22 protein-coding genes and 3 pseudogenes are annotated in these 22662 nt (G+C 55.5%); 9 read left to right on the top strand and 16 right to left on the bottom strand.

What is annotated here, in order from left to right:
* Position 1: 1 nt before the first annotated feature.
* Positions 2 to 1564, top strand: a complete 1563-nt coding sequence (locus tag ACM62G_RS23335) for a DUF2357 domain-containing protein (RefSeq protein WP_419735664.1) — start codon at positions 2 to 4, stop codon at positions 1562 to 1564.
* A 56-nt stretch (positions 1565 to 1620) separates the two neighbouring features.
* On the opposite strand, the gene ACM62G_RS23330 is transcribed toward ACM62G_RS23335, so the two are convergent.
* The 3 genes from ACM62G_RS23330 to ACM62G_RS23320 all read right to left on the bottom strand — a co-directional run bounded on the left by ACM62G_RS23330 (position 1621) and on the right by ACM62G_RS23320 (position 2942).
* On the bottom strand, positions 1621 to 2022 hold the full coding sequence (locus ACM62G_RS23330) for a hypothetical protein (protein WP_419735663.1): 402 nt from the start codon (positions 2020 to 2022) through the stop codon (positions 1621 to 1623).
* Between the two features lie 139 nt (positions 2023 to 2161).
* Entirely contained in the window at positions 2162 to 2512 is a 351-nt protein-coding gene (locus ACM62G_RS23325; RefSeq protein WP_419735662.1) for a hypothetical protein, read from the bottom strand.
* Positions 2513 to 2687: 175 nt separating this feature from the next.
* A complete protein-coding gene (locus tag ACM62G_RS23320) occupies positions 2688 to 2942 on the bottom strand; it encodes a hypothetical protein (RefSeq protein WP_419735661.1) in 255 nt (84 codons plus the stop codon).
* A 263-nt stretch (positions 2943 to 3205) separates the two neighbouring features.
* On the opposite strand from ACM62G_RS23320, the gene ACM62G_RS23315 reads away from it, so the two are divergent.
* Positions 3206 to 4054, top strand: a complete 849-nt coding sequence (locus tag ACM62G_RS23315; protein ID WP_419735660.1) for a DNA/RNA non-specific endonuclease — start codon at positions 3206 to 3208, stop codon at positions 4052 to 4054.
* Between the two features lie 36 nt (positions 4055 to 4090).
* Positions 4091 to 4858, top strand: coding sequence for a hypothetical protein (locus ACM62G_RS23310; protein ID WP_419735659.1), 768 nt, complete (start codon positions 4091 to 4093; stop codon positions 4856 to 4858).
* Between the two features lie 137 nt (positions 4859 to 4995).
* On the opposite strand, the pseudogene ACM62G_RS23305 reads toward ACM62G_RS23310, so the two are convergent.
* Positions 4996 to 5215 (bottom strand): annotated as a pseudogene (locus ACM62G_RS23305) (aspartate aminotransferase family protein); the annotation flags it as partial.
* Positions 5216 to 6956: 1741 nt separating this feature from the next.
* On the opposite strand from ACM62G_RS23305, the gene ACM62G_RS23300 reads away from it, so the two are divergent.
* Positions 6957 to 7550 (top strand): hypothetical protein, encoded by a 594-nt coding sequence (locus ACM62G_RS23300; RefSeq protein WP_419735658.1) that lies wholly within the window; start codon positions 6957 to 6959, stop codon positions 7548 to 7550.
* A gap of 227 nt (positions 7551 to 7777) precedes the next feature.
* Complete coding sequence (locus tag ACM62G_RS23295; RefSeq protein WP_419735657.1) at positions 7778 to 9016, top strand: hypothetical protein; 1239 nt, start codon at positions 7778 to 7780, stop codon at positions 9014 to 9016.
* A gap of 67 nt (positions 9017 to 9083) precedes the next feature.
* Here ACM62G_RS23295 and ACM62G_RS23290 read toward each other — a convergent pair.
* From ACM62G_RS23290 to ACM62G_RS23250, 9 genes and pseudogenes are all read right to left on the bottom strand, one after another.
* Positions 9084 to 9419 (bottom strand): annotated as a pseudogene (locus ACM62G_RS23290) (hypothetical protein); the annotation flags it as partial.
* Positions 9420 to 9459: 40 nt separating this feature from the next.
* Complete coding sequence (locus ACM62G_RS23285) at positions 9460 to 10149, bottom strand: hypothetical protein (RefSeq protein WP_419735656.1); 690 nt, start codon at positions 10147 to 10149, stop codon at positions 9460 to 9462.
* A gap of 91 nt (positions 10150 to 10240) precedes the next feature.
* A complete protein-coding gene (locus tag ACM62G_RS23280; protein WP_419735655.1) occupies positions 10241 to 10393 on the bottom strand; it encodes a hypothetical protein in 153 nt (50 codons plus the stop codon).
* Between the two features lie 161 nt (positions 10394 to 10554).
* A pseudogene (locus tag ACM62G_RS23275) lies at positions 10555 to 10710 on the bottom strand (DNA adenine methylase); the annotation flags it as partial.
* Between the two features lie 114 nt (positions 10711 to 10824).
* A complete protein-coding gene (locus ACM62G_RS23270) occupies positions 10825 to 12792 on the bottom strand; it encodes a hypothetical protein (RefSeq protein WP_419735654.1) in 1968 nt (655 codons plus the stop codon).
* Positions 12793 to 12827: 35 nt separating this feature from the next.
* Positions 12828 to 13193 (bottom strand): hypothetical protein, encoded by a 366-nt coding sequence (locus tag ACM62G_RS23265; RefSeq protein ID WP_419735653.1) that lies wholly within the window; start codon positions 13191 to 13193, stop codon positions 12828 to 12830.
* Complete coding sequence (locus ACM62G_RS23260; protein ID WP_419735652.1) at positions 13186 to 13629, bottom strand: hypothetical protein; 444 nt, start codon at positions 13627 to 13629, stop codon at positions 13186 to 13188. The genes ACM62G_RS23265 and ACM62G_RS23260 overlap by 8 nt, the downstream gene beginning before the upstream one ends.
* Positions 13630 to 13727: 98 nt before the next feature.
* Positions 13728 to 15014 (bottom strand): translesion error-prone DNA polymerase V subunit UmuC, encoded by a 1287-nt coding sequence (gene umuC / locus ACM62G_RS23255; protein WP_419735651.1) that lies wholly within the window; start codon positions 15012 to 15014, stop codon positions 13728 to 13730.
* Positions 15004 to 15432 carry a LexA family protein gene (locus ACM62G_RS23250; protein WP_419735650.1) on the bottom strand — a complete coding sequence of 143 codons (429 nt, stop codon included), beginning with the start codon at positions 15430 to 15432 and terminating at the stop codon, positions 15004 to 15006. The genes umuC and ACM62G_RS23250 overlap by 11 nt, the downstream gene beginning before the upstream one ends.
* A gap of 102 nt (positions 15433 to 15534) precedes the next feature.
* On the opposite strand from ACM62G_RS23250, the gene ACM62G_RS23245 reads away from it, so the two are divergent.
* The 3 genes from ACM62G_RS23245 (at position 15535) to ACM62G_RS23235 (ending at position 17756) form a co-directional block, all read left to right on the top strand.
* Positions 15535 to 16227, top strand: coding sequence for an SOS response-associated peptidase family protein (locus ACM62G_RS23245; protein ID WP_419735649.1), 693 nt, complete (start codon positions 15535 to 15537; stop codon positions 16225 to 16227).
* Between the two features lie 577 nt (positions 16228 to 16804).
* Entirely contained in the window at positions 16805 to 17143 is a 339-nt protein-coding gene (locus ACM62G_RS23240; protein ID WP_419735648.1) for a hypothetical protein, read from the top strand.
* A gap of 325 nt (positions 17144 to 17468) precedes the next feature.
* Positions 17469 to 17756: a hypothetical protein gene (locus ACM62G_RS23235; RefSeq protein ID WP_419735647.1), complete on the top strand. Its 288-nt coding sequence runs from the start codon at positions 17469 to 17471 to the stop codon at positions 17754 to 17756.
* A gap of 175 nt (positions 17757 to 17931) precedes the next feature.
* Here ACM62G_RS23235 and ACM62G_RS23230 read toward each other — a convergent pair whose 3' ends face one another.
* The 3 genes from ACM62G_RS23230 to ACM62G_RS23220 are packed head-to-tail and all read right to left on the bottom strand — an operon-like array spanning position 17932 to position 19724.
* Complete coding sequence (locus ACM62G_RS23230) at positions 17932 to 18366, bottom strand: single-stranded DNA-binding protein (protein WP_419735646.1); 435 nt, start codon at positions 18364 to 18366, stop codon at positions 17932 to 17934.
* 2 nt (positions 18367 to 18368) lie between these two features.
* On the bottom strand, positions 18369 to 18941 hold the full coding sequence (locus ACM62G_RS23225) for a DUF3158 family protein (protein ID WP_419735645.1): 573 nt from the start codon (positions 18939 to 18941) through the stop codon (positions 18369 to 18371).
* Between the two features lie 3 nt (positions 18942 to 18944).
* On the bottom strand, positions 18945 to 19724 hold the full coding sequence (locus tag ACM62G_RS23220; protein WP_419735644.1) for a PFL_4669 family integrating conjugative element protein: 780 nt from the start codon (positions 19722 to 19724) through the stop codon (positions 18945 to 18947).
* 315 nt (positions 19725 to 20039) lie between these two features.
* On the opposite strand from ACM62G_RS23220, the gene traD reads away from it, so the two are divergent.
* Positions 20040 to 22184 carry a type IV conjugative transfer system coupling protein TraD gene (traD, locus tag ACM62G_RS23215; protein WP_419735643.1) on the top strand — a complete coding sequence of 715 codons (2145 nt, stop codon included), beginning with the start codon at positions 20040 to 20042 and terminating at the stop codon, positions 22182 to 22184.
* Positions 22185 to 22662 lie beyond the last annotated feature (478 nt).

Here is a 22662-nt window from a genome sequence, read left to right as displayed (position 1 = left end):
GATGCGACTTTATTGTCACTGTGCCAGCGATGCAACACGCCTGGAACTGGTCCCCGACGAGCTCACTACAGGATTCATCGAACAGGGTGAGTACTTCATCCCGGTGCATCCTGGCGCGCAGCTGTACATTGATGACCAGTCCCTTGAGGTCGTCCTGCACGGCAGCTCGCAGGCTTGGCGCTGGTCGGTGGGATACTACGCTGGTGAGGTCGCGGGAGAGTTGGTCGATGCCGAGGGCAATCCGTTGGCGACCTACCGCCTGGACGTGTCGCCTAATCCAGGCAAGTTGGGCGCAAAGATTTTCGCCGGCATGCTGCAGGACATCGCCGACTTCGATCCACAGTTGCTGTACGGATCGGAGCAGGCCCAGAGCTTGATCGGCACCGACGGCCTACTGTCCAACCCTCACCTGCAATACGCCAGGCTGCGCCGTTACTGGAAGCCGATCGTCGATGCCTATGCCCAGGTGCTGCGCAAGCCTCTGACCAGACTGCACCGCGAGCGCCGTTCAGCGCCTGCTCATCAGGTCAAACGCATGGACGCCACCACGGTCCGCAAGGCCATGGGTTCTCCCAATGGCCTAGCCCTGCTCCACCGTGATGTTTTGACGCGCCCGCCCCTCAACACTGTCAACCTGGATGTGGCCTTGGCCCAAGAGACGCTGGACAACCCCGCCAACCAAGCGTTGGGGTTGGTTCTGCATGAGGTGCTGCGCCGCTGCAACAGCGTCATTGCTGACTTCTCGGCGCTGGAAAGCAGTGAACGAGCCAGCGAGACCCGTACGCCCCTGGCGCCGCGTCTGCGCCGACGCATTCAGTTCCTGAGTCAGTTGCGCCAGCGCCTGGAACGTCTCGCCAACGCCCCTCTTTTTCGTCAGCTCAGTCAGCGGCGGCTATCGGCCGCCGGCCTCAACGCCATTTCTGCTCACCCCGACTATGCCCGCGCCTACCGGTTCACCTGGTACGCGCTGCGTGCTGGCGTACAGGGCCAGGCATCGGCTGAGTCGCTTTGGATCAGCCCCACCTGGGAGATCTACGAACGCTGGTGCTATGTGAAGATTCTGGAGCAGTTGCGCCGGTGCTATCCGCACCTGCGCTGGACTCAATACAGTCCCTCTCAGAAGGTTGATCGTTTTTTCTGGCGAGGTGCCGACGACCAGCAGGTCATTGATGTCTGGTTACAGGCGCGTTGCCCAGCGGTCGATCTACCTGACTGGCAGGGGTTTACCAGCCTGTCCCGTGAGCGAAACCCTGACATCGCCATTACCCTGACTCGCAAGGATCAACCTGCTCGCTTCATCGTCCTGGATGCCAAGTACCGGTCATCACGCACCAACGTGCTGAACGCAATGGAGTCCGCCCACCTGTATCACGACAGCTTGCGATGGAGAGGACGCCAGCCGGATCTGGCCCTGCTGCTCATTCCGCGAGCCAGTCAGGTACAGGTCCTGAAGGCGCCAGCCTTTCACGCAGAGCATGGGGTGGGAGTCATCGAGCTGGGCAACGCAGAAGATGCGTTGAGCATCGCCCATTACTTGCAGCAGCGACTGGACGTTACTCCCTGACATAACATTCAAGCGCTGGCTACCCGGTGCGCCAACGGACTACTGACGCTCAGGCCTCAAACACTGAAACCGTGTATTCCCCCGGCTTTATCCTTAACGTTTTCGTAGTGGATCAGGCCACCGATGTCCCCTGTGAGCGCCTCACTCGCGGGTGCGCCCAGCAGGAGCGCCTGCATCGGTTTGATGACCTTCCTTCTGACATCATCAATGGTATTGACGCCCATCAGGGCTATCGAAAAAGCCCAGGAACGCGCTGCCCTGTCTGCATCGCCGAAGACGAACAAGGAGCCGTCCTGCAGGATCTCGTTTTCATCCTTCAGCGGGAACTCCAGAGGACCGAAAACGATCGAGGTGACCTCATCCTCCTGCGTAACTCGCCCCTCAGCGGGGTCACGAAGCTTGGCTGGCAGATACCTATGGTACAGAGCAGATTTATTACGCAGATAAGCGTGAAGCATCGATTGCTCCCTCCTCGGAGCATTTGATCAGTGTGTTTCCATCACACTGAAGCCGTCACCCCTTCAGAGGCAACCTAGAGACCAGCATGGACCATGCAAGACATTTCGGAGACTAACCGATCAAGCCCGCCCGATACCATTAGATCGGCTTGATCGACACCACCTCAAAATACCGGAACTTCTTCTTTCTCGCCTCGGCCTTGGCTTCCTGCTCGGCCGTGAAGGTGCTCAGGGTATTGGCGTCGTAGGTGAGGACCTCGACCTTGCCTTCGAACTCCTTGGTGGCGTGCAGGATCACGCGCAGCTTTGGGGAGAGCGGCTTGGACATGGGCCGGCGTGTGCGGGCAGCAGTCGGGGCCTGAACGGGTGCCGGAGGTGGGGTTGGGGTGAACTCGATTTCAGGTACAGATGCTGGGATCGGTTTGGCGACTGGAGTGGAGGGACCGAAAAGCGCCAAGCGCATTTCTTCCTCGCTCAGTTCTGTGCTCATTACATGTATCTCTTAATCGATAAACAGTGTGCGGGTGTATCATCAGCCTAGCCGGTATGAGTTTTTCATCTACTCAAGCAAACCAGCTGGGATATTTCCTACTTCAGGTAACCGGCAGTTTCAGGCGCACGGCCTTCATTAGGCTGTCTTGCAGACGTGTCACGGCAAAAGTTATTTAACTTTCAGCATCAATGGCCTGATCGATTGTAGCCACGATATCGGCAAGCGACATCTCGAAGTAGTACTTGCTAGGTGTACCGCCATTGGCAAAGTGCAGATACCCGTCCATACATCGAAATGTGTAAGCACCGATGCGAAGGGTTGACTCACTTTCATCCTGCACATGCCGTTTTAGCGCCAGCAGTTGGCTCTTGTCGAACGCCAATGTGAAAGGCTTTTGCCAATAAGTGGTCAGCGTGATACCGGGCATGTCTACCTCTTTTCCTTGAGTGCCGATTACCTATCGGCGGCGACTCCAAAAGCATGAGCAATTGCCGCCCGAACCAAATGCTCGCACGTCACACGAGCCGGCCATTCAACGCCACCGGTGTTTCAGGCTTGATCCCCTCTCCAAGAACATCGCTGCTCACAAACCGATAGGCAACCTTCCGACGATGCTGGTTTACTATCGCGCTGCCCTGCTGCGGGCATCGCATAACCGGTTACTGCACATCAAATCAATGGAGCTTCATCGTGAATCGGAATCTCAAGCACACCGGCCTTTATCTGCTGCTGGCCCTGGTCAGCGCCTGTTCGACTCTTGAGCCCTACCGCGCTCCTGAAACGGCACCTGCTCCTCCTCCTGAGGTTACAGGGTCGGTCCCGCAGATCGACAACTGCTCCGTTGGCTGCCCCACCGGAGGCAGCAACGTCACGCTGGTCAGGGCCGCCTACACGCTGAACAACGATGCGCAGACCAAGTTTGCCAAGTGGGTGGCGTATCGGGTGACCAAGGACACGCCCTACCCCAATCGGCCACGCAACTGGAAAACCGATCCGGACATTCCTGCCGGCGAGACCTTGGACGATGCCGACTACAAGCTGGCCAATGAAACGCTGAAGACCGACCGCGGCCACCAGGCGAACCTTGCCTCCATGGCCGGCGTCAGTGACTGGCAGACGTTGAACTACCTGTCCAACATCACCCCGCAAAAGAGCGACCTGAACCAGGGTGCGTGGGCCAGGCTGGAAGACAAGGAACGGGCACTGGTTCAGCGGACAGGGATTGATTCGGTGTATGTGCTGACGGGCACGCTGTACGAGCGCTACATCGGTACCCTTCCCAGCACCACCAAGCAGCACACCATCCCCAGCGGCTACTGGAAGATTATCTTCACCAACAGCACGCCAACCGAGGGGACCTTTGCGGCCTTCATCATGGACCAGGACACCCCTCGTGCGGCCAGCTTCTGCAGCTACCAGGTCACGGTTGAAGAGATTGAGCAGCGGTCCGGGTTGAAGGTCTGGACGACATTGCCGGCGGCCGAGCAGGCGGCGCTCAAACCTGTTCGCGGACAGTTGGCGAAAGAGATCGGCTGCTAATTGTCGCAATCATATAAAGTAAAAATGAGAAAAACAATGAGCTACGAATTACCACAGAAAGGTAATCCTCACAAGTTAACGGTTAATCAACATACTTTCCCTAAGACGAGTATCGCTCGCTTCACTGGTCAGTCAGGGATGGTCCAGTTATTTCATATGAAGACCCGGAAGGTGCTTCCCATGAAGCCCACTGATCAAGTTTTCTGCGCTAAACGTACGTGGGATCAGAAATCAGAAGCTGTGTACATGAAAGCTATCGAGGATGCTTACCAAACCCTGATATCAACTATCCTCGCTGGTCGTACAAAAAGAATTGGCCTGATTGAAGGGATCATAATCAGTGAGTTTTATTGCCTCTGGAATATCCGGGCGCTCCTGAAGCAACGCCCAATAACAGACCAAAGCCTTACCGACCACGGGATAATTGGGGTGAGGCGGCATTATACAAAGGATGAGCACGAGCGCTTGGAGGCCGCAGGTGTGAGTGCTATTCGCCCAGACTTAACATTTCCAGGACGTTTTTTGGCGGGTCCGAAAATCATGATGAATGTGGATATGGCAGTTGAGGGTATGGGAGATGCCAAATGGGGAATTCTCCAAGCGACTGACGGAGAGTTTATCGTTCCTGACAACTTCAACAACCGACGGATAGTACCAGTCTCACCAACCATCTGCCTTTGGTCTAAAACGAATCAGGAAATTGAACTACTTAATAGAAAGGCGGTGGCAGAAATTAACAGAGCAGCTATCGAAACGAGCATCGACTACTACTTCGCCAGAGACCTCTCACGCTGCCCCATTTAGTCGTAAAAACGCGTAAAGTTCACATAGGTACTTCAGCTTCTTGATTAGCAGTACAACAGCAGAGCGGCGGCTGCGTATTCCAATCCTCAGAGGCGGCTCAGTTCCCGAGCCGTGCGGTCGGTGGCGAGACACATTTTCTAGACCTGCTCATCACGTTCGCTGCGTCCGACCACCAGTGCCGGCGCCATGATCATCCATCATAGGGTTGAGCGGATGATCAACCCTTCTTCGAAACCGCTGGTGCGCCAGCGCCAGGGAATATCATTTTCATTCGCGAAGCGGGTTTCCTTTATCACCGGTGAATCGTAGTGCAGCCGAAAAACCGGCGCCCTTAACCTCACCTACCACCGGATGATGGTCCTTACCGGCAGCACCAAGCAGCACAACATCCCCAGCGGTTACTGGAGGATTATCTTCACCAACAGTATGCCGACCGAGGGGACCTTTGCGGCTTTAATCATGGGCCAGGACAATCCTTGAGCAGACAACGTCTGCAATTACCAAGTAACCGTTGAGGAGATTGAGCAGCGTTCCGGCTCGAAGGTCTGGACGACGTTGCCGGTGGCCGATCAGGTGGCACTGATTAGCAGGGTCAGCCGCATGTCACCCATTGTGTGATATGCGGCTGCACCACTCATTCAGTCTCGTATACGCAACTAACTACCGGGTTTACTCATACGAGCCCGTGTCATGCAGAAGTGAGCTACGCCAGCAATCACAACCTGAAGAATGCGAGCACCAGATACCCGAACTTCAAAAAGACCTTTGCCCATTCCAGTAGCCGATCTGCAAAGCCTCGCACGGCCAACGGCGGCCCATTGGAGGTCGACTCCGACGAGATCACTCGAACTTCAGGCTGGTTAGAAGGTACACAGATAGGCACGAAATCGTGGCCTGGATTCATTTCTTTGGAGCAAGTAATGCAGATACAGCGATGTTTATGGCTCATGACAGTCATCCCATTCGAAAGTGGAAAATTTTTCGACAGGGGATCAGCGAAGGCGGTGTTTATACCCGCTGAGCTCAGGACCATCCGTGAAGAGCGGGGCACGAAAGAACGCTCGTTGAGAACGAGCATGAAGAGAGCTGAGTTTAGCCAGGACACTCAGGCAGTAAACGAGGAACGCGACCCAGAAACGATACCGCCGGACAAAAAAATCAGATGTCCCAAAGACCTCGACTGCATGATCGAGAGTAGACAGAGCCAAAAGTGCACATTGGACTCCTCTCCGCGCAAGACGCGTCGGCTCGAGGCCGCTGAGAACTACGATACCCATCTCGGCCCACTGCTCTGCGTCATTGTCAGCTTGTTCAGCGATACGATTCAGTCGAGCGAACTCGACTCTGAGCTCAGCCGTCACCACGTCTAGCAGCTCAGGTTCCTCTGCGGAAGACGCAACATTTTGAGTGGTTGATGATCGATCGTCCATATGGATTCTCAGTAGTTGCCGCCTGTCCACCTTAGCGATTCTGAAGCGCCAGCACAATCCTCTTCCACAGAAAACAGCCTATCGCTATTCATAGCTGTGATCGCCTGAAGCCGAGGATTTCCTATGATGGATTGGGCGTACCTTTCCTGAATCCCTTATTTTATAAGCCTTATAGACGACTCTGTTAGAGCCTGTACCATTTTTGTACCACTGAATATCTCAATGCAGGGGGGAGAAAGAGTGCAAGCTGCTGCCCGGAGACGATGTTCAGTCGCAGTCTGAAACAACGAATCAACCAGTGTGTACAGGCAGCTCCAGCGGACGATAGGTCGAGCTGATATGCGGAATAGCTGGAGAACCCTAAATGCGGAAAACAGGGGGCTCCAGCGCACTCAGTGCTCCCTTCAAGCCCCTATCGGGAACACGATTGGTACGAAAAGTGGTACAGACCTGAGCTCTCCGAAGCACCTCGCCACATCGCAGTTCGTCGAGTTAAGTGGCGAGACAGCAACGCCTCAATTACTGTATACAAATACAGCTATAAGCGTGCACTCCATGATCAGCTCTCGCACCAAAACAGAATGGCTTGCCTACTGGCAGCAGCACCTCGACAACCACCAGTCGCGGCTGGATAACCCTGAGGCATCTGCCTTGATATGGGCAGGGAAATGGCTGCCACGCAGATCATCGATCAGATCGAGAAGCTGGAGATGGACGAGATTGCCAATGCCGTATATTGGCATGCCGTTGAAACCTTGATTGACTGCGAACCAGCCTTCATGACGGCCGGATTCTACGACGTGGTGCCACGACACGGAGGACCAGCTCTCGGGAAAATCAGCACAATGATCTATTACCCGGACGCTACCGAGGATGAGTTCGGCGCATGGGCCGCGCAGGTTATGCCGGAGAACGGAACCCGCAGGCTGGTGTTTCGCATCAATGCCGAGGTATGGGGCATGGACGGGCTCACGATCACAAGACCGGACGGCAGCGTTTACGACTTGGTACTGACCGGCCAGCGCATCAACGGCCGGGAGTACTCAAACATCGACGATCCCGATGTATACCGAGCGCTAGTCGATACCACCCAGATCGTCCTGGAAAACCAAGACTTCGGAGACTACCAACGAGCGCGTCCTCTAATGGCCGCAGCGGCGTTCGTAAAGTGCAGTAGCTGCATGGACCGTTTCGCATTGCGAAAGGACTTTCAGAACTGCAGGTGTCTGGGGTTCATTGTGAGGAGCAGCTCTACCCCCTAGTTACGCTAGCCCCCAACCAGTACAGGATAAACGACGAGTCATCCGTGGCTCGCAGCTAATGTTCAGCCACAGCCCGAAACAACGACTTAGCGAGCAAACTCTGGCGCTCAGATGCATCAATACAGCTCCGTGTAGCTGGCTATTTTTACAGTATTAAGAGACTGCCTTGCATCGAAGCAGAATTTCGGCCATCGTCTAGCAATATCCTGAGCCACATGGACGAACCAATGAAAGCCTCGGAAGTTTTCACCCCCGGCAAATTCCCGGAGTTCACCTACATCGAAGACCACTTGGTCAAGCATGCCCAAATGTTACACGATAGCCTAGACGCCTCACTGGCCGTCACTCTCTCCGGGCCATCGAAGTCTGGAAAAACGGTATTCATCGAGAAGAATATCGGTAAGGATCGACTAATCCCAGTCTCTGGCGCAGGAATAAACTCTCCCAATGAATTATGGGACCGGGTTTTTGCGATAGTAGGGACCCCATTACCCGCCAAGCTAACTGAAACTTCAGGTTTCCAGGGAAGTGCTGCCGGCAAGGTAAGCGGCGGGATTCCGGGAATCATAAATGCAGAGGCCAATACTGGTGGCACCTGGAACAACAGCACCGCAACACAAACAGATACAGCGATTGACTACCTGTCTCTTTTGATCAAGGAACTGGCAGGTACTGGTTTGGTGGTCTTCATAGACGATTTTCACTATGTGAAGCCCGAAGCTCGAGAAGAGATTTCAAACCAGATTAAAGACGCCACTACAAAAGGTGTCCTGTTCGTCTTAGCAGCGGTCCCATATCACGCAGACGATGCAGTAAGGGCAAACTCAGATCTTCGGGGACGAACAGTCAGGCTAGACTTTAACTACTGGAAAGAACCCGAGCTGCTTAAAATTGCAACGACTGGATTTGAAGCACTGAACATCGATATGCACGTAGCTTTCATCAAAGCACTAGCCGCCGAGGCGGCCGGCTCCCCCCAACTGATGCAGGCGCTGTGCCTGAACAGCTGCTACGAGATGGGTATTCGAGAGCGAGCAGCCAAAACCGCCACTCCTCAAGCTGATTTACTCCTAGTTAACCAGGTTTGCACTCGAACCGCACAGATAGTTGATTACACTTCGACTCTCAATTTAATGAAGGATGGCCCCAAGACTCGCGGAACAGAGCGAAACTCTCATGTACTAAAGACAGGAGAAGTCTTCGACGTCTACCCCTTAATCGTAAAAGCCATTGCAGTTACGCCACCCGAGCTGACCATCCGGTATGCCAACCTACAACAGCGAATTACAAGTCTCTGTGCCAACGACACCCCTAGCGGATCAAGCGTGACGGGAGCCTGTGGACATATGTGCTCAATCGCAAATGCATCAGAGGGACGAAATGTTTTAGAGTGGGACGCCGCGCACGACGTCTTAGACATTCTCGATCCGTACCTTCTATTTTTTATTCGTTGGGGTGGTGTCTAAGAAACCAACCAAAGTCGATCGAACACAGCCATAAGACTCTGCTTCACAATCTCCCACAGCATCGAGACTACAAGAAGTCACAGAAAAGGAACTCGGCCAGCATAATGGCGGCCGAGTGCTCCAAAATACCCCCCCAAAGCACGGCCGGCTCCCAGTTCATGATCACTAGCTCACCCGTCGCCTCGGCCTTTCCCTGCCGCTGATTGGCCGTAGTGTAGCGGATATCAACCGTCTCGAAGTGGAAGCCTTCAAACACCCGGCGGATATCCGGACGGTCGTTAATGCTCACGATCACACTGCCCTTGCCGAGCCGCATGAAGTCAGCCGTCCGCTCGTACTCCTCGAACGGGAAATCGACGCCATAGCAGGCCGTCTGCCAACAGGATGGATCCATGTAATGGAAGACTTCGCGAGCACGACCCAAGCCCGTCTAAACAATAGAGCTATAAGTACCTCATTACTTCAGAGCGACCATTACGCATCATCCACATTAGAAACTCAACACCAATAGGACTAATCCGAACAACATCCCCATCTTCCATAATCAATCCATTAGAGGAGAGAAACCCAATGTAAACCGAGCCATCCCAAGAATCTAAAGCGGGGGAATACTTACACTGATGCGCCTCCCACATAGAAAACACATCAACCTTTGACATGCCAGTCCCCCTGCGATCATTAAGCATCTTCAATATAACTATCTGACTCGCAAAGATAAAACTGAAAATACGTTCAAAAAAACAAACCCCACGAGTAAACGCCAAACTCTCCACAAGATAGTCAATTAACTTATCACTATCAATACTGGCAATCTCATTGATCACAAATTGCTTTTGACCTGCTAGCAGGTTTTGATATTCTTTCAAATGATCAGTATTACCAACAGCAGACGAAATTATTTTTTCTGAGGATGCCTCTGGCTGGACAGGGTCCAAAGGAGGAGGAGCAATAGTGACGCCCTTCGCGCCTACTTTCCTCAGCCGTTCCAAAAGACTTTTTATATCTTTCCTAAAAACAAAAACAGACAACACGCCAATAAGAAGAGCTGACTGTGGCCACCCCATACTGCTCCAGAGCTGAAAAATTAGATTAGCCCCTTCCGGTATTTTTAAAGCCCCCGCATCCTCTGACATGCTACCTCCTTAATATTTCATCAACCCTACTAACTGGCGAAGACTAGCATACATCCAGGCGCACTGGATTTCTGCCATATGCCAGCTATGCTCAGCCCACATCCAAAGCATTGAGGACAGCACCATGGGATGGAATGATCATGTGAATTGGGATCTGAATAGCGCTATACAGGATCTCGTGGACGAGGGCTTGTTGATAGAGGGAACAGCAGGGCACGGAATAGCCCGGCAGGTCATCGACCATGGCATAGAGTCCCTCAAGGGCGACCAGATAGGCACTTATAAAAAGTACGTCGAAGGCCCCCTCAAAGAACGGCATAGGCAGTTGGAGATTCAGCGAGTGATCGACTCCAACCCGGAATAGAGCCAGGAGCCAACCCGCGATTAGAACAACCCTCCCAATGCGGCCGGGCCGGTGGTCGCGGTACCGAACGTCTGGCCAGAGACTTTGCCGCCGAACGCGTGCTGCTGCAGGTAGAAGAACCTGGCCGCGCACTGGATGTCGGTCAGCGTTTCAGGCCGGGTCATCTTCTGCCTTTCGAAGATCTGCCGCGAGGACAGTGTAGTGGTCTACCAACCCCAGACACCTATTTAGGCGAGAATCATTGCTGTTAGTAATCAGAAAATCACTCACAGACCCCGTATTCAAAATAGTTGAAAACTAGCGTTCATTTATCAATAACCAAGCACCTCTCGATACTTCTGACCATCGTGGAATTCGACCCATTCAACGACATCGAACGGTAAGTAAAGCTGCATTTTGGCCCGGGAAATTGCGATATACACAGCACAAACGCGCTGATCAAACTCATACACATTTTCGAATTTTTCAGTCGTCAGCAGCTCAGGCGTCAACAGCACGCGGTCGAACTCCATCCCGCCAGCATCCTGCGCCAACATCAGCATGCAACCCTTAGCGGATTGGCCAATGCTCATGCTCAAGCGCGTCATGTCGGCAACATTGAAGCCCTTTTCCAACTCTGCCTCAACCCAACGAAACGACTCATCGAACCGGTTGGTGTCACGTACTTGCTGCCAATCTGAGATCTCATTGAAATCCCGATGAGCGTCATTGGCACCCTGCCCGGAACTGTAGTAATTCGGTTTGAACAATGCGATGGCCGTGCTCATGAACCGCTGAAAATCCTGTCGCGCCTCGGAATTCGAGAACCGAAAACCACAATTGGCATCATGCAACTGGATTGCCCACTTCATGGTGTCCCAGTGCGACGCAGTCAGAACGACACAGTTCTCGGGTGGAATGAAGCCCTGCGGGTAGTGCTCAATACTCACTCCCGCATCGCGAGCGCCTTCGAAAGGGATTTTGCCCTTCTTCGAGTGGACGCAAATCAGCGGATTGACCAGCCGCTCTACATTACGTCCTGAACGAACGGAGTAGCTGACATCTCGCTGTCGGACCTCCTGATGGCGCTTGACCGGTGATCCACTGGCTTGCTGGTACTCGTCGCCCAAAGTAACCAGCACCTGACGTCCACGCTCAAGGATCTGTTGAAGGGACTCGGGAATATCCTGACTCTCGTCAATCAACACATGGGTATAACGTGCAGGAACCACACAACCGGCCAGGCTGGCACGCTTGATCAGCAGCAAAGTCTCGAATCCAGTTTGCCTACTCCATGCTGGATTGTGGTCCAGATACGTCCATAGCCGACTCGAATACTCCAGCAGCACCTTGGCGTCCACATTGGACAACTCTTGCTTAAAGTGCGGCAGGTGTTTGGCCGAAAGGCTGTAGTCCCAGGAGCGACAGTAACTTTCAAGCACCTCGAGACAGATGTTCAACGTTGCCTGCGCGTCGTGACCACGGAAGCCGAGGATATTCAGTTCCTGTGCCACTGCCTGCCGGTTCGCACCATGAGGCAGATTAACCGCAGCTGTTCCGCGTTGAGCCCCTGAGGCATGCAACAACTTTCGGGCAAACGCTTCAAACGTCAGACCTGGCCCCTTGTCGCGATCCCCCCCAATGCGCTCGCGAAGGGTTGCCAATTTTCCGGGGGTGCGTGCCAACAGCAGGGTCGCGCCAGGTCGTAGGAACTCCATCAAAGCCCCTAGCAGATGACTCTTACCTATTCCCGCATACCCTTGGATGTGTAAGTGCTCGTCGAGGTTGGCGCGAAAGAGCCGTACCAGCTTGTCCTGCGCAGGACTCAGCCAACGTTCGTGTCTGGACGTGACCATCTGCTCACTGAACGGATTGTTTCTCAGACGGTGACGGACTTTGTAACCGAAATCCCATTTGCCACTGGGCAGCAGGTAATCCTGAGCCGCCACCTCATCGGCCAGCAAAAAACCCAGCTTCAAGCTTTTAATGACCTTGAGGCCAAAGTACAACTTACGCGGATCGAACAGCCGCTTCGCCTCGGTCAACAGCCCTACATCTGCCGAATGCAAGCCATCAACGGACCACGCAATGAGCCTGGCCAGGACTTTTTCGATGGCATCGGAGGTGAGGTCTTTTTCCGCAGCCGTTGCCAAATTCTGAATCACCAAAACGGCTGCCAGCTCCGGGTCTGACAAAGAAGTCAGCGCTGTGGCGCCATCAGTCTCTAGCAGCCGCGCGCACGTTTCGTCAGTGACCGGCAAGAAAGCGGGACTGGATAAATCAAAGTTCTCCGGACGCATACAACCTCGTGGCCAGGGGGGAACAGGTCTTAGGGTCAGGCATCGGGATACTCTTCAGCCATATCGCAGTGATCCTCGTCTGATGCGTCATCCGCCCGAGAGGGCATTCTGGCAACGATGCGGGCGGCTTGATCTCGTACGGGCAAAATATCGCGGACATCTCTCAGCAACTGCAATTCAATCAACCTAGATCGTACCAACTCAGCAGACACACCGAAGGTAGCGCTCAAGTCCGTGACGATCATATGGGCAGTGTGGATATTGTATTCCTCGTGGTCGACATAGATGACGCCGTGCCCACGCCATTTGACGTCGTACCGATCCAACAGCGGTATCAGGTGTTCCGCCAGCGTCTCTGACTGCATCCATTGCGCCACCTTCGCTTCGCTTAAGTCATCCATGATCTACACCTCCGCTTACATCCAACTCGAAGTGATACGAGCCTAACGTACCTGACATATCACCGGAGTTCCGGCTGCGCTGCCCTGCAGACACAGTTCGCTGCGCGTTAATCTGTCCTTGTAGCTCGTGCACAGCCATTTCCAGCAGCTTGAGAAAATGATCAGGATTTGCGGCAGCGACATGCAACTGCAGCTCAAACGTGCCGGCAACCGAATGCGATGAATGTTCTACAGGCACTGCTCGATCATTGGCCAAATCAGTCTGGGCTGTGTGCTGCACCTGATTACTAGCTGATCCAGCAAGAATTGCAGCATGCTCTTCATCCATGAGATCCAGCACCCTCGACAACTCCAAGGTCTGCTCGGGATGCGCGTGCATCCGTTCCTTCACCTCCAAACGACGGATTTGCCAATCTCGAAGCTTTTCTTGGATCATGTTGTCAATCTTATGCACTTGCGCTGCCTCTCGATGCTGAGCGCGAATTGTACCTCAGTACTGTCCACCATTCTGGGGCGTCGTCAGACGGTCAGAAATCAACAACAGGAAACTCTCCACAACTGATCCAACCGCGTCGTGAAGCTGCGGCTCATCATCTCCCGGCGCATGCCCCAGTCGGGGTTGATCGGGACGCTGGCGGCGCGCAGGGTGCCCCTGCCCCAGCGCTGATTGATCTGGTCCAGAACAGTCATCACCTTCGTGGCCTCGGCCGGTTGTGATTCGGCAAACAGATCGTCGGTATACTCGCCGCGCTGGCAGAGGTTGAGCAGCAGGACCTCGGCTTTGCTGTAGCGAAAGCCAGGCCGAAAGAGCTGATCGAGGGCGTCAACGGCCCTCTTCGTCAGCAGGCGCACATCGTCCGTAGGGTACGGCAGATCGATCACCACCCCGTTGGCGTACTTGGCCTCCTCCGGGTTGAACATTCCCGTCCGAATGCTGACCCGAATCTTCTTGCACAGGGACTGCTGGGCCCTGAGCTTTTCGGAGGCACGCATCATGTAGGTGGCGACCGCCTCCTTGATCGGCGGCAAGGTCTCTAGGCGCTGGCCGAACATCCGACTGCAGCAGATCTCCTGCTTGGGGGTATCGGGCTCATCCAGTTCCAGGCAAGGCGTGCCGGCAAGCTCGCGGGCGGTCTTCTCGATCACCACACTGAAGTTCTTGCGCAGCATCCAGGGATCGGCCTGGGAGAGCTGCCAAGCCGTCCTGATGTCCATCCCCGCCAGGTGTGCGGTCATCTTGCGGCCGATACCCCACACCTCCGACACATCGCAGGCCTTGAGCAGCTTCTCACGACGGTGAGGTGCCCGCACATCCAGGACACCGCCCAACTGCGCCTGCCACTTCTTCGCGCCGTGGTTGGCGAGCTTCGCGAGGGTCTTGGTCCCGGCGATCCCCACCCCGACCGGAATGCCGGTACTCCTGAGCACCTGGGCGCGTATGCGGCGCCCCAGTTGCTCCAGGGGCTCGGTCATGCCGGTGAGTTCAGCAAAGGCTTCATCGATGCTGTAAACCTCCAGCGCCGGCACCATGGACTCGATCACGGTCATGACCCGCTGGCTCATGTCGCCATACAGCGCGTAGTTGGAGGAGAACGGCACGATGCCGTGCTGACGAATCTTGTCCCGGATCTGAAAGTACGGCTCGCCCATCTTGATGTGCGGTTTGGCATCCGCGGAGCGGGCAATCACGCAGCCGTCGTTGTTGCTCAGGACGATGATGGGGGTATGGGCCAGGTCTGGCCGGAAGACACGCTCGCAACTGGCGTAGAAGCTGTTGCAGTCGATCAGCGCAAAGGCTGGCGCTGGGGGCTTAATGGACATGGCTGCGCACACTGAAGGTCACTACCCCCCAGATCGACAGCTCATCGCCTTCCATGACGTAACGGGACGGATACCGCGGGTTCTCCGACATCAGGATCACCTCGGGCCCCTGTTTGCGCAGTCGCTTGCACACCGGGTCGTTGTTGAGCAGGGCGACCACGATGTTCCCGTGCTGCGGCTCCAGGGACCGGTCCACCACAACCAGATCACCATCGAAAATGCCCGCGCCCTGCATGCTGTCACCTTGGATAGAGACCAGGTACACATGGGGTGCCCGTATGTTCAAAAGCTCATCCAATGAGATCTGCCGCTCGATGTGATCAGCGGCCGGTGACGGGAATCCCGCCGGCACCTTGAAGGCACAGAGCGGCAGCGCAACGCCGCCCCCTGCCAAAGGACCTAGAATGGTAAAGCTCATGACGCACGACTTCCGATATACCTGTACGAATATACAGTTAATATTGTAGGTGTCTTGCGGTCAATTCAAATGAGGGTGATGGCGACAGGCGGAGGGATCAGCATGTGCGGACGATTTGCGCAGTACCAGGGCATGGCCGACTACCTGCGCGAGCTGGAAGCCGAGCAGGACGTCATCAGCGGCTACGACAACGAGCCGATCGCTCGGTACAACATCGCCCCCACCACCCGCGTGCTGATCCTGCACAGCGTGGAAGAAGGCCTACGGATTGATCCGGTGCACTGGGGCTGGGCGCCCTTCTGGGCCAAGGGCAAACGCCCTGATCCGATCAATGCCAGGGTCGAGACGGTCACCACTGGCAAGTTCTTCAAACAGCTTTGGCCGAACGGGCGAGCACTGGTGGTGGCCGACGGTTGGTACGAATGGGTCAAAGATCCCGACAACCCGAAGAAGAAACAGCCGTACTTCATTCGGCTCAAGAGCCAGGCACCGATGTTCTTCGCGGCATTGGCCCAGGTGCACCCTGGGCTTGAGCCCCACGAGGGTGACGGCTTCGTGATCATCACCGCCGCCAGCGATCAGGGCATGGTCGACATACACGATCGGCGACCGCTGGTGCTGTCGCCAGAGCACGCTCGCGAATGGATCGATCCCGACCTCTCCCCCACACGTGCCGAGGACATCGCAAAGAACCTGTGCCTCCCCGTCGACGACTTCGAGTGGTACCCCGTCGGCACCGCCGTTGGGAACGTCAAAAACCAGGGCGCCGAGCTGATATTGCCTATGCAGAAGTAAACCAATGCCTTCTGCGCTTTTGCTCGCCTGCCCCCTAGGCATGAATCGAAGAGAAACAGAACACGGCGCGGGCCTGTCCCGTTCATAGCCTGATGACGCTGTGCGAAATCTGAAGATGAGCCCGCCAAGCCCAGTTGTCACGGTCTGTGCAGAGACATTTCGTTGCGGGCTACAAGGAAGAGGCGCTTCTACAGCTGCAAATTACAGCAACCTCCGACAGCCACACATGTACGCACCCTACACACCTAACAGGAAAGATCAGATGGTCATTTTCCAGGACTCATACAAATCCATAGCACCGGAAAAAGCCTGTTGCAGATGCTGCTTTGACAGCCCACCGATGAGGTAATCATCGTGCAGGGGCGTACTGCTGGCCTTGTCAGCAACATGCCAAGGTAGCCGGGATCTGAGAGCTACGATGCGCCATTGCGCATGATCCATTCACAGGTCGCCAAGCTTCCAGAATGCGACCAATCGGCTGCCACTGCGGCCGATGGAAGCGCTACTGAACGTGATGTTTCCCCCATACGGGCCTTGCCCGTATGGGCAGGCTCTCCCACTGAAATCTGGAGGTCTGATGAAAATGGAAACGGTGTTATACGGTGCGATGCGCGACAGCGGCGTTTCGGAGCGAAACACCACGGCTGTCATTAATGCGCTGGAGAAAGAAATGACCAATGTCCTTGCGACCAAAGCCGATCTCACAATGCTCGGCACCAAGCTGAAAGCTGACATGGACGTCATCCAAAACAAACTCGCTGCGGACGTTCAGATCATCCGATCCGAAATGAAGGCAGATGTCTCGACACTGAGCGTCAGGGTGGATTCGCTCGGCAGTAGAATTACCTTGAGCTTCCTCGGCATTGCGGTGCTTGTGGGCACCTTGGTGGTTGGGGTGTTGCAGTACCTCAAGTAAACGCATCCGTTGTCACTCTCCACGCAGATAATCCTCCCCTACGGGGAGAGGGTTATCTGCGTTTTGTTTTATGAGCCAAGAGCCGCTCACGGAAGGAGGGTCAATCAGATTGGAACATCAATGGCCTCCTCCTGAGTGTGCCAGGCCCCCACGTCAAAGCGTGCCATAGCGACGAGAACGCCTTCATAACGCCCGAGCCATACACCGAGCGGTCCCGTCGGAAAGTCCCTGCACAGCAGGCTTCAAGAGCCTTGCCAAAGGGAATCAGAAAGACCAGGTTCATTCACCTGTCGAGATCACTCAACCACTACAGCAGGAGAACAAGATGTCTGCGAAAAGAATTGTCCTGAGCGACACCCCAGACCGACTCATCAAAGGTCGACATTTCTCCGATAACCAGCAAAACATCAGTGAGGTCGCAGACGAAACACCTCACTCGGTGGAGCAACTTGAAGCGCAAGAACATCTCAGGGTCAAGACTTTGCGCTGCGCTATTGCAACGGGAGTGACAGACCTAACGCAGGGGCGCGTTATGGAAATTGACGGCGAACAGCTCGAACAGCTTATGACCAAAATCGGTAGGCGGGTAACCTCACTGAGCAACCACCGCTGACTCTCGCTGCATAACAGGCTCTGTCCAGTACACAGGAGTCAAGCCAATTCGCACGCTGCAACTACCCCTCCTAAAATCTTCCGAAACAAGGCCCGCGGTCAATCTGACAGCGCGACGACTACTTGCGATAACGAGGAGTAGAAAACGGATTCACACGGGCCGAGCAACTGAGCAGCTATTGCGCTCCATCATTGGCAGACAGCCCAATAACCATCTGCTCATCCACTTCAGGCACAGGCCGTTCCTGAACCATCATCACGACCCGATCAATACGGTGAGGCAATATCCCCACGCGACTGGCCTGCACCTTCATCGCCCGACATTCATTCCCACTCTCGTCTTCCCATTTTTCCAAAATCATGCGCCCAATAACCAGCACTCGCATCCCCTTACAGTAGAGATTCGAATACCGTTCTGCCTCCCTGTGCCACAGATCAACACCGGCCCAGAACCCTCCCCGATCTTCGTACTCACCTCCCCCTTTCGAGATCGGATTATCGAAATACACATTGAGCCTCAACAACCGGCGCGGCTCGTTGTTGCCATTGGAGATCTCTCGAAACTCGGGCTTGGTACCGATGTTGCCCTCACCCCAGAAGTTGGTGGCCATGTTCAGTTTCCTCCCGAGTGAAGACGAGCATGTTGAAGTATCCGCTGCTCGTACGCCTGGTCAGCTGCCTCCACCTTGTTGGCACACAAGAACGCCTGACGCCCCATACTGTGAGTCAGGCTGATCTGCATGTTGATCACGATCCGCTGCAGTTCCAACGCATACAAATCGGAGATCAAGTTGATCGGCGTATGCTCATCAAGAACCAGCTCCGCCCACAAGTTGGCGCCCATCTTGGTACGGTCCGATCGGCTCCAGCGCAAGAAAATGGTTCCCGTCCCAGTCGATTGTTTAATCAACCGAATGGGCAACAACGTGAACGGGTACCGCTCAGCCTGAGCCAGCACATTCCTGATAGCCAAAGCGATCAGTCCCTGGGTCAGCTCACCGCACTGCTCACCAAACTCAAGCAGCTCCCCCTTACCCTTAAAAGGCTTTAAAAGCCCTTTAGGGAAGGCGGTGTGTTCCAACGCGCGGAAGGCACTCTGTTCCAGAGGCCGGAAGGCAGTGTGTTCGGCAGCATCTCCCCACGCAGCCGGGTCGAAACCGTTGTCGCGCCCTCGGAAATTCACCATCGTTCAGCCCTCCATGACCTGGGAGATCGCCTGTACAGCGGCACTCCTTGGAGCAGCTTCACGCCATCCAACCGCCCCATCCCCGCCGTCCAAAACACCACGGATATCTCCCACCCGACGGTGAACAATCGGTGGTGCAAACTCAGCCCGGCGACGCCCTTCCAGTACATCCAAGGGCAACTCCCCAAGGGTCTCTCTTGCCTGTCGGGCCCGATCGTTATCGGCCACAACATCAGCCCGGGTCACCCCCAAAAATCTGTACTGCTGAACCAGACCAAACAAACTGCGAAAGACATGACTTGCTGCATCGATCCGACTCTCCATTCCCTTGCGAGCAATCAGTGCAACATGGTGAGCCTGTTTTAAGCGCCGAACGATGTCGTCATAGGTGATCAGCAGGTACAACGCCAAATAGCCGAATTGAGAACCGATGAACATCGGCAGATTGATTGGCCGAATACTGAAGTTCTCCTGCACAGTGATTGCCCTCGGGACTTCATTCATCAGCAGATCCACTTCCAGGCGCATGTGCATCAACTCGGTTTTGCAGCGCTGCAACTTTTCCTCGATACGGATCAACCAGAAGTCGGCATAAGGATCATCCCGTTCAGCTTCGTTCTTGATCCGGCCCATCAAACCGACAAGACCGACAAGCCCCATGATCGGTGGTTTGCCGTTACGGGGAGGTCTTCCTTGCCAGATACGTAGAGCGAGATGGGTATGCAGCGTCAACTGCATGCTACTGCGCAGAGGCCCAATTGGACTTTGAATGGCGTCAGACATTGATTGCTCCTGGCTGAGGTATCGAGCCCCCAGTGTCATCAGGAACACCTCCACCATCAGCCAGAAAACAGAATCGAGGCCCGGTGGTTTTATCTCGAAAAAAGAACTGAGCCACCTCGAACATGGGCAGGACGCCCACCGCTACACCCACACGTCCAATACGCTGAAATCCGCCCGATACATACCCGTTTGTTTGCGGCCGAACTGCCTATGGTTCTGCAACGGTACGCCCTGAACACCAGAGGATACCGGCATGCCCAACTTTCCTTATCGCTCCATCGTTTCTGTCCATCGTTGCAACAGGGGGCCCAGACCATGACCCAACAGCATACGGTCGAAGTCCTCCTGCGACCCGCCGTGGAGTTGTACACCGTTGCGGTGTGTATCCCCTGTATTGCGATCTGCCTATTCGCACCCTGGATGCTGGGCCTGACACCGTTATTCGGTGCCGTCACGGCAGGCATCTACCTGCTACTGGCCTGGGTTCGTCTTCGCCAGGGGCTGGCGGTATTGCGATACCGGCGCAATATCCGCCGCCTCCCTCGCTACGTGGTCACCAGCCAACGCATCCCGGTCAGCAATCAACGGTTGTTTGTCGGCATAGGCTTCAAATGGGAACAACGGCACACCCAGCGCCTGATGCAAACTTACCGCCCAGAGTTTCGCCGCTACGTGGAACCCACAGCCTTATTCCAGCACGCCCGCCAACTGGAACAGCGCCTGGAAAAAGCCACTTTTCCGCTGAGCCTGATTCCCCAGCTCACGAACTGGGACAACCCACTCAACCCCGTCCGCCCATTACCTCCCGTTGGCGGCTCTGCCCGCCTACATGGTGTAGAGCCCAACGAAATTCCGGTCTCCCTCCCTCTTGGGGAACGCGTGGGCCACAGCCTGGTACTGGGCACCACTCGCGTCGGTAAAACCCGCCTGGCCGAACTGTTCATCACCCAGGACATTCGCCGAGAGAAACGCGTCAACGGCCTCTCGGAGTTCGAGCCGGTCATTGTATTCGACCCCAAGGGCGACGCCGACTTACTCAAGCGCATGTACGTCGAGGCCCGCCGCGCCGGGCGAGAAAAAGAGTTCTACGTGTTTCACCTGGGCTGGCCCGACTTCTCCGCCCGCTACAACGCCGTGGGCCGCTTTGGGCGCATCTCCGAAGTCGCCAGTCGCATCTCCGGACAACTTTCTGGAGAAGGCAACAGCGCCGCCTTTCGTGAGTTCGCCTGGCGCTTTGTCAACATCATCGCCCGCGCCTTAGTGGCACTGGGCAACCGCCCCGACTACATCCAGATCCAAACGCACGTGATCAACATCGACGCCCTATTCATCGACTACAGCAGCGACTACTTCGCCCGCCACGATCCCGGCGCCTGGGACGCCATCGCCACCATCGAGGGCAACCTCACGGAAAAGAACATCCCCCTCAACATGCGCGGCCGCCTCCCCCGAGTGACGGCGATCGACCAGTACCTCTCACGCACTCGCATCGCTGACCCGGTGATGGACGGTCTGCGTTCCGCGGTACGCTACGACAAGACCTACTTCGACAAGATCGTCGCCTCACTCCTGCCCCTGCTGGAAAAACTCACCACCGGGCGCATGGCCGAACTGATCTCGCCCAACTACAGCGCCCTGGACGACGCCCGCCCGATCTTCGACTGGATGCAGATCATTCGTAAGCGGGGGGTTGTGTACGTGGGCCTCGACGCCCTCTCCGACCCGGAGGTCGCCGCGGCCGTGGGCAACTCCATGTTCGCCGACCTGGTGTCGGTAGCCGGCCATATCTACAAATTTGGCCTGGACGGCGGACTGCACAACGCCGCCCAGGAGCAGAAGATCCCCATCAACCTGCACGCCGACGAGTTCAATGAGCTGATGGGCAACGAGTTCATTCCGATGATCAACAAGGGCGGCGGCGCCGGCATTCAGGTCACCGCCTACACCCAGACCATCAGCGACATCGAAGCCAAAATCGGCAACCGCGCTAAGGCCGGCCAGGTGGTCGGCAACTTCAACAACCTCTTCATGCTGCGTGTACGTGAGACCGCCACAGCTGAACTGCTGACCAAGCAGTTACCCAAGGTCGACGTCTATTCCACCACCCTGGTCAGCGGCGCCACCGACAGCTCCGACATCTCGGGCAACACCGACTTCACCAGCAACACCCAGGACCGGGTCAGCTCCACCAGCGTCCCCCTGATCGAACCCGCCCATGTCGTGAGCCTACCCAAGGGCCAGGCCTTCGCCCTGATCGAAGGCGCCAACCTCTGGAAGATCCGTATGCCCCTTCCCGCCCACGATCCAGATGAGTGCATGCCCAAAGACCTACAGACCCTGGCCGCCAACATGCGCAAACGCTACGTCGACGGCGGTGGTGAATGGTGGGCCGGTAGCGGTACCCGCGATGCGGATGAGCCCTCTACGACGGGCCAGCCATCAACTGGGTCTGATAGCTGATAAGCGACGCAAAAAAAACACAGAAAAGTGTTGGCCAACAGTGGCAATGGCCGCTAGCCAGTTTGAAAGCAGCGAATTGTCAGCAATCGCAATCGTTTGACAGCGACTCACCATAGTTTCCTACAGCACAGGGGTGATTCACCTAACAGAAGGTACATGAGGTCATTAGTAGGACCAGTACGGAATCACAGAGGCTTGAACTGCCAAGGCGCCGCCGACTGGATGTGAGCAAGTCGGCGGTGGAAGAACTCTCCAGGCATATTCGGGATCAAGACTCAATCCTTAACAAACCGCCATCTCTCCGCAGGCCAAAGACTAGCCGACCAAAAGGCCACTAGAAGCAAATAGCCATTACATAAAAGCTTGATTTGCCTGATACTGCCGGCCGTGGTTCGGCCTTGTCAGGGATCTCTCTCATGGACGATGACACCCACGATCTGAGGCAACGCGCCCAGCAGAATTCCAACGAAGACCAGAC

The organism is Pseudomonas sp. COR18, from assembly GCF_048568395.1.
Taxonomy (GTDB): domain Bacteria; phylum Pseudomonadota; class Gammaproteobacteria; order Pseudomonadales; family Pseudomonadaceae; genus Aquipseudomonas; species Aquipseudomonas fuscovaginae_B.
The sequence above is the reverse complement of the archived record's forward strand: the minus strand, read 5'-3'. Positions and strand labels throughout refer to the sequence as shown.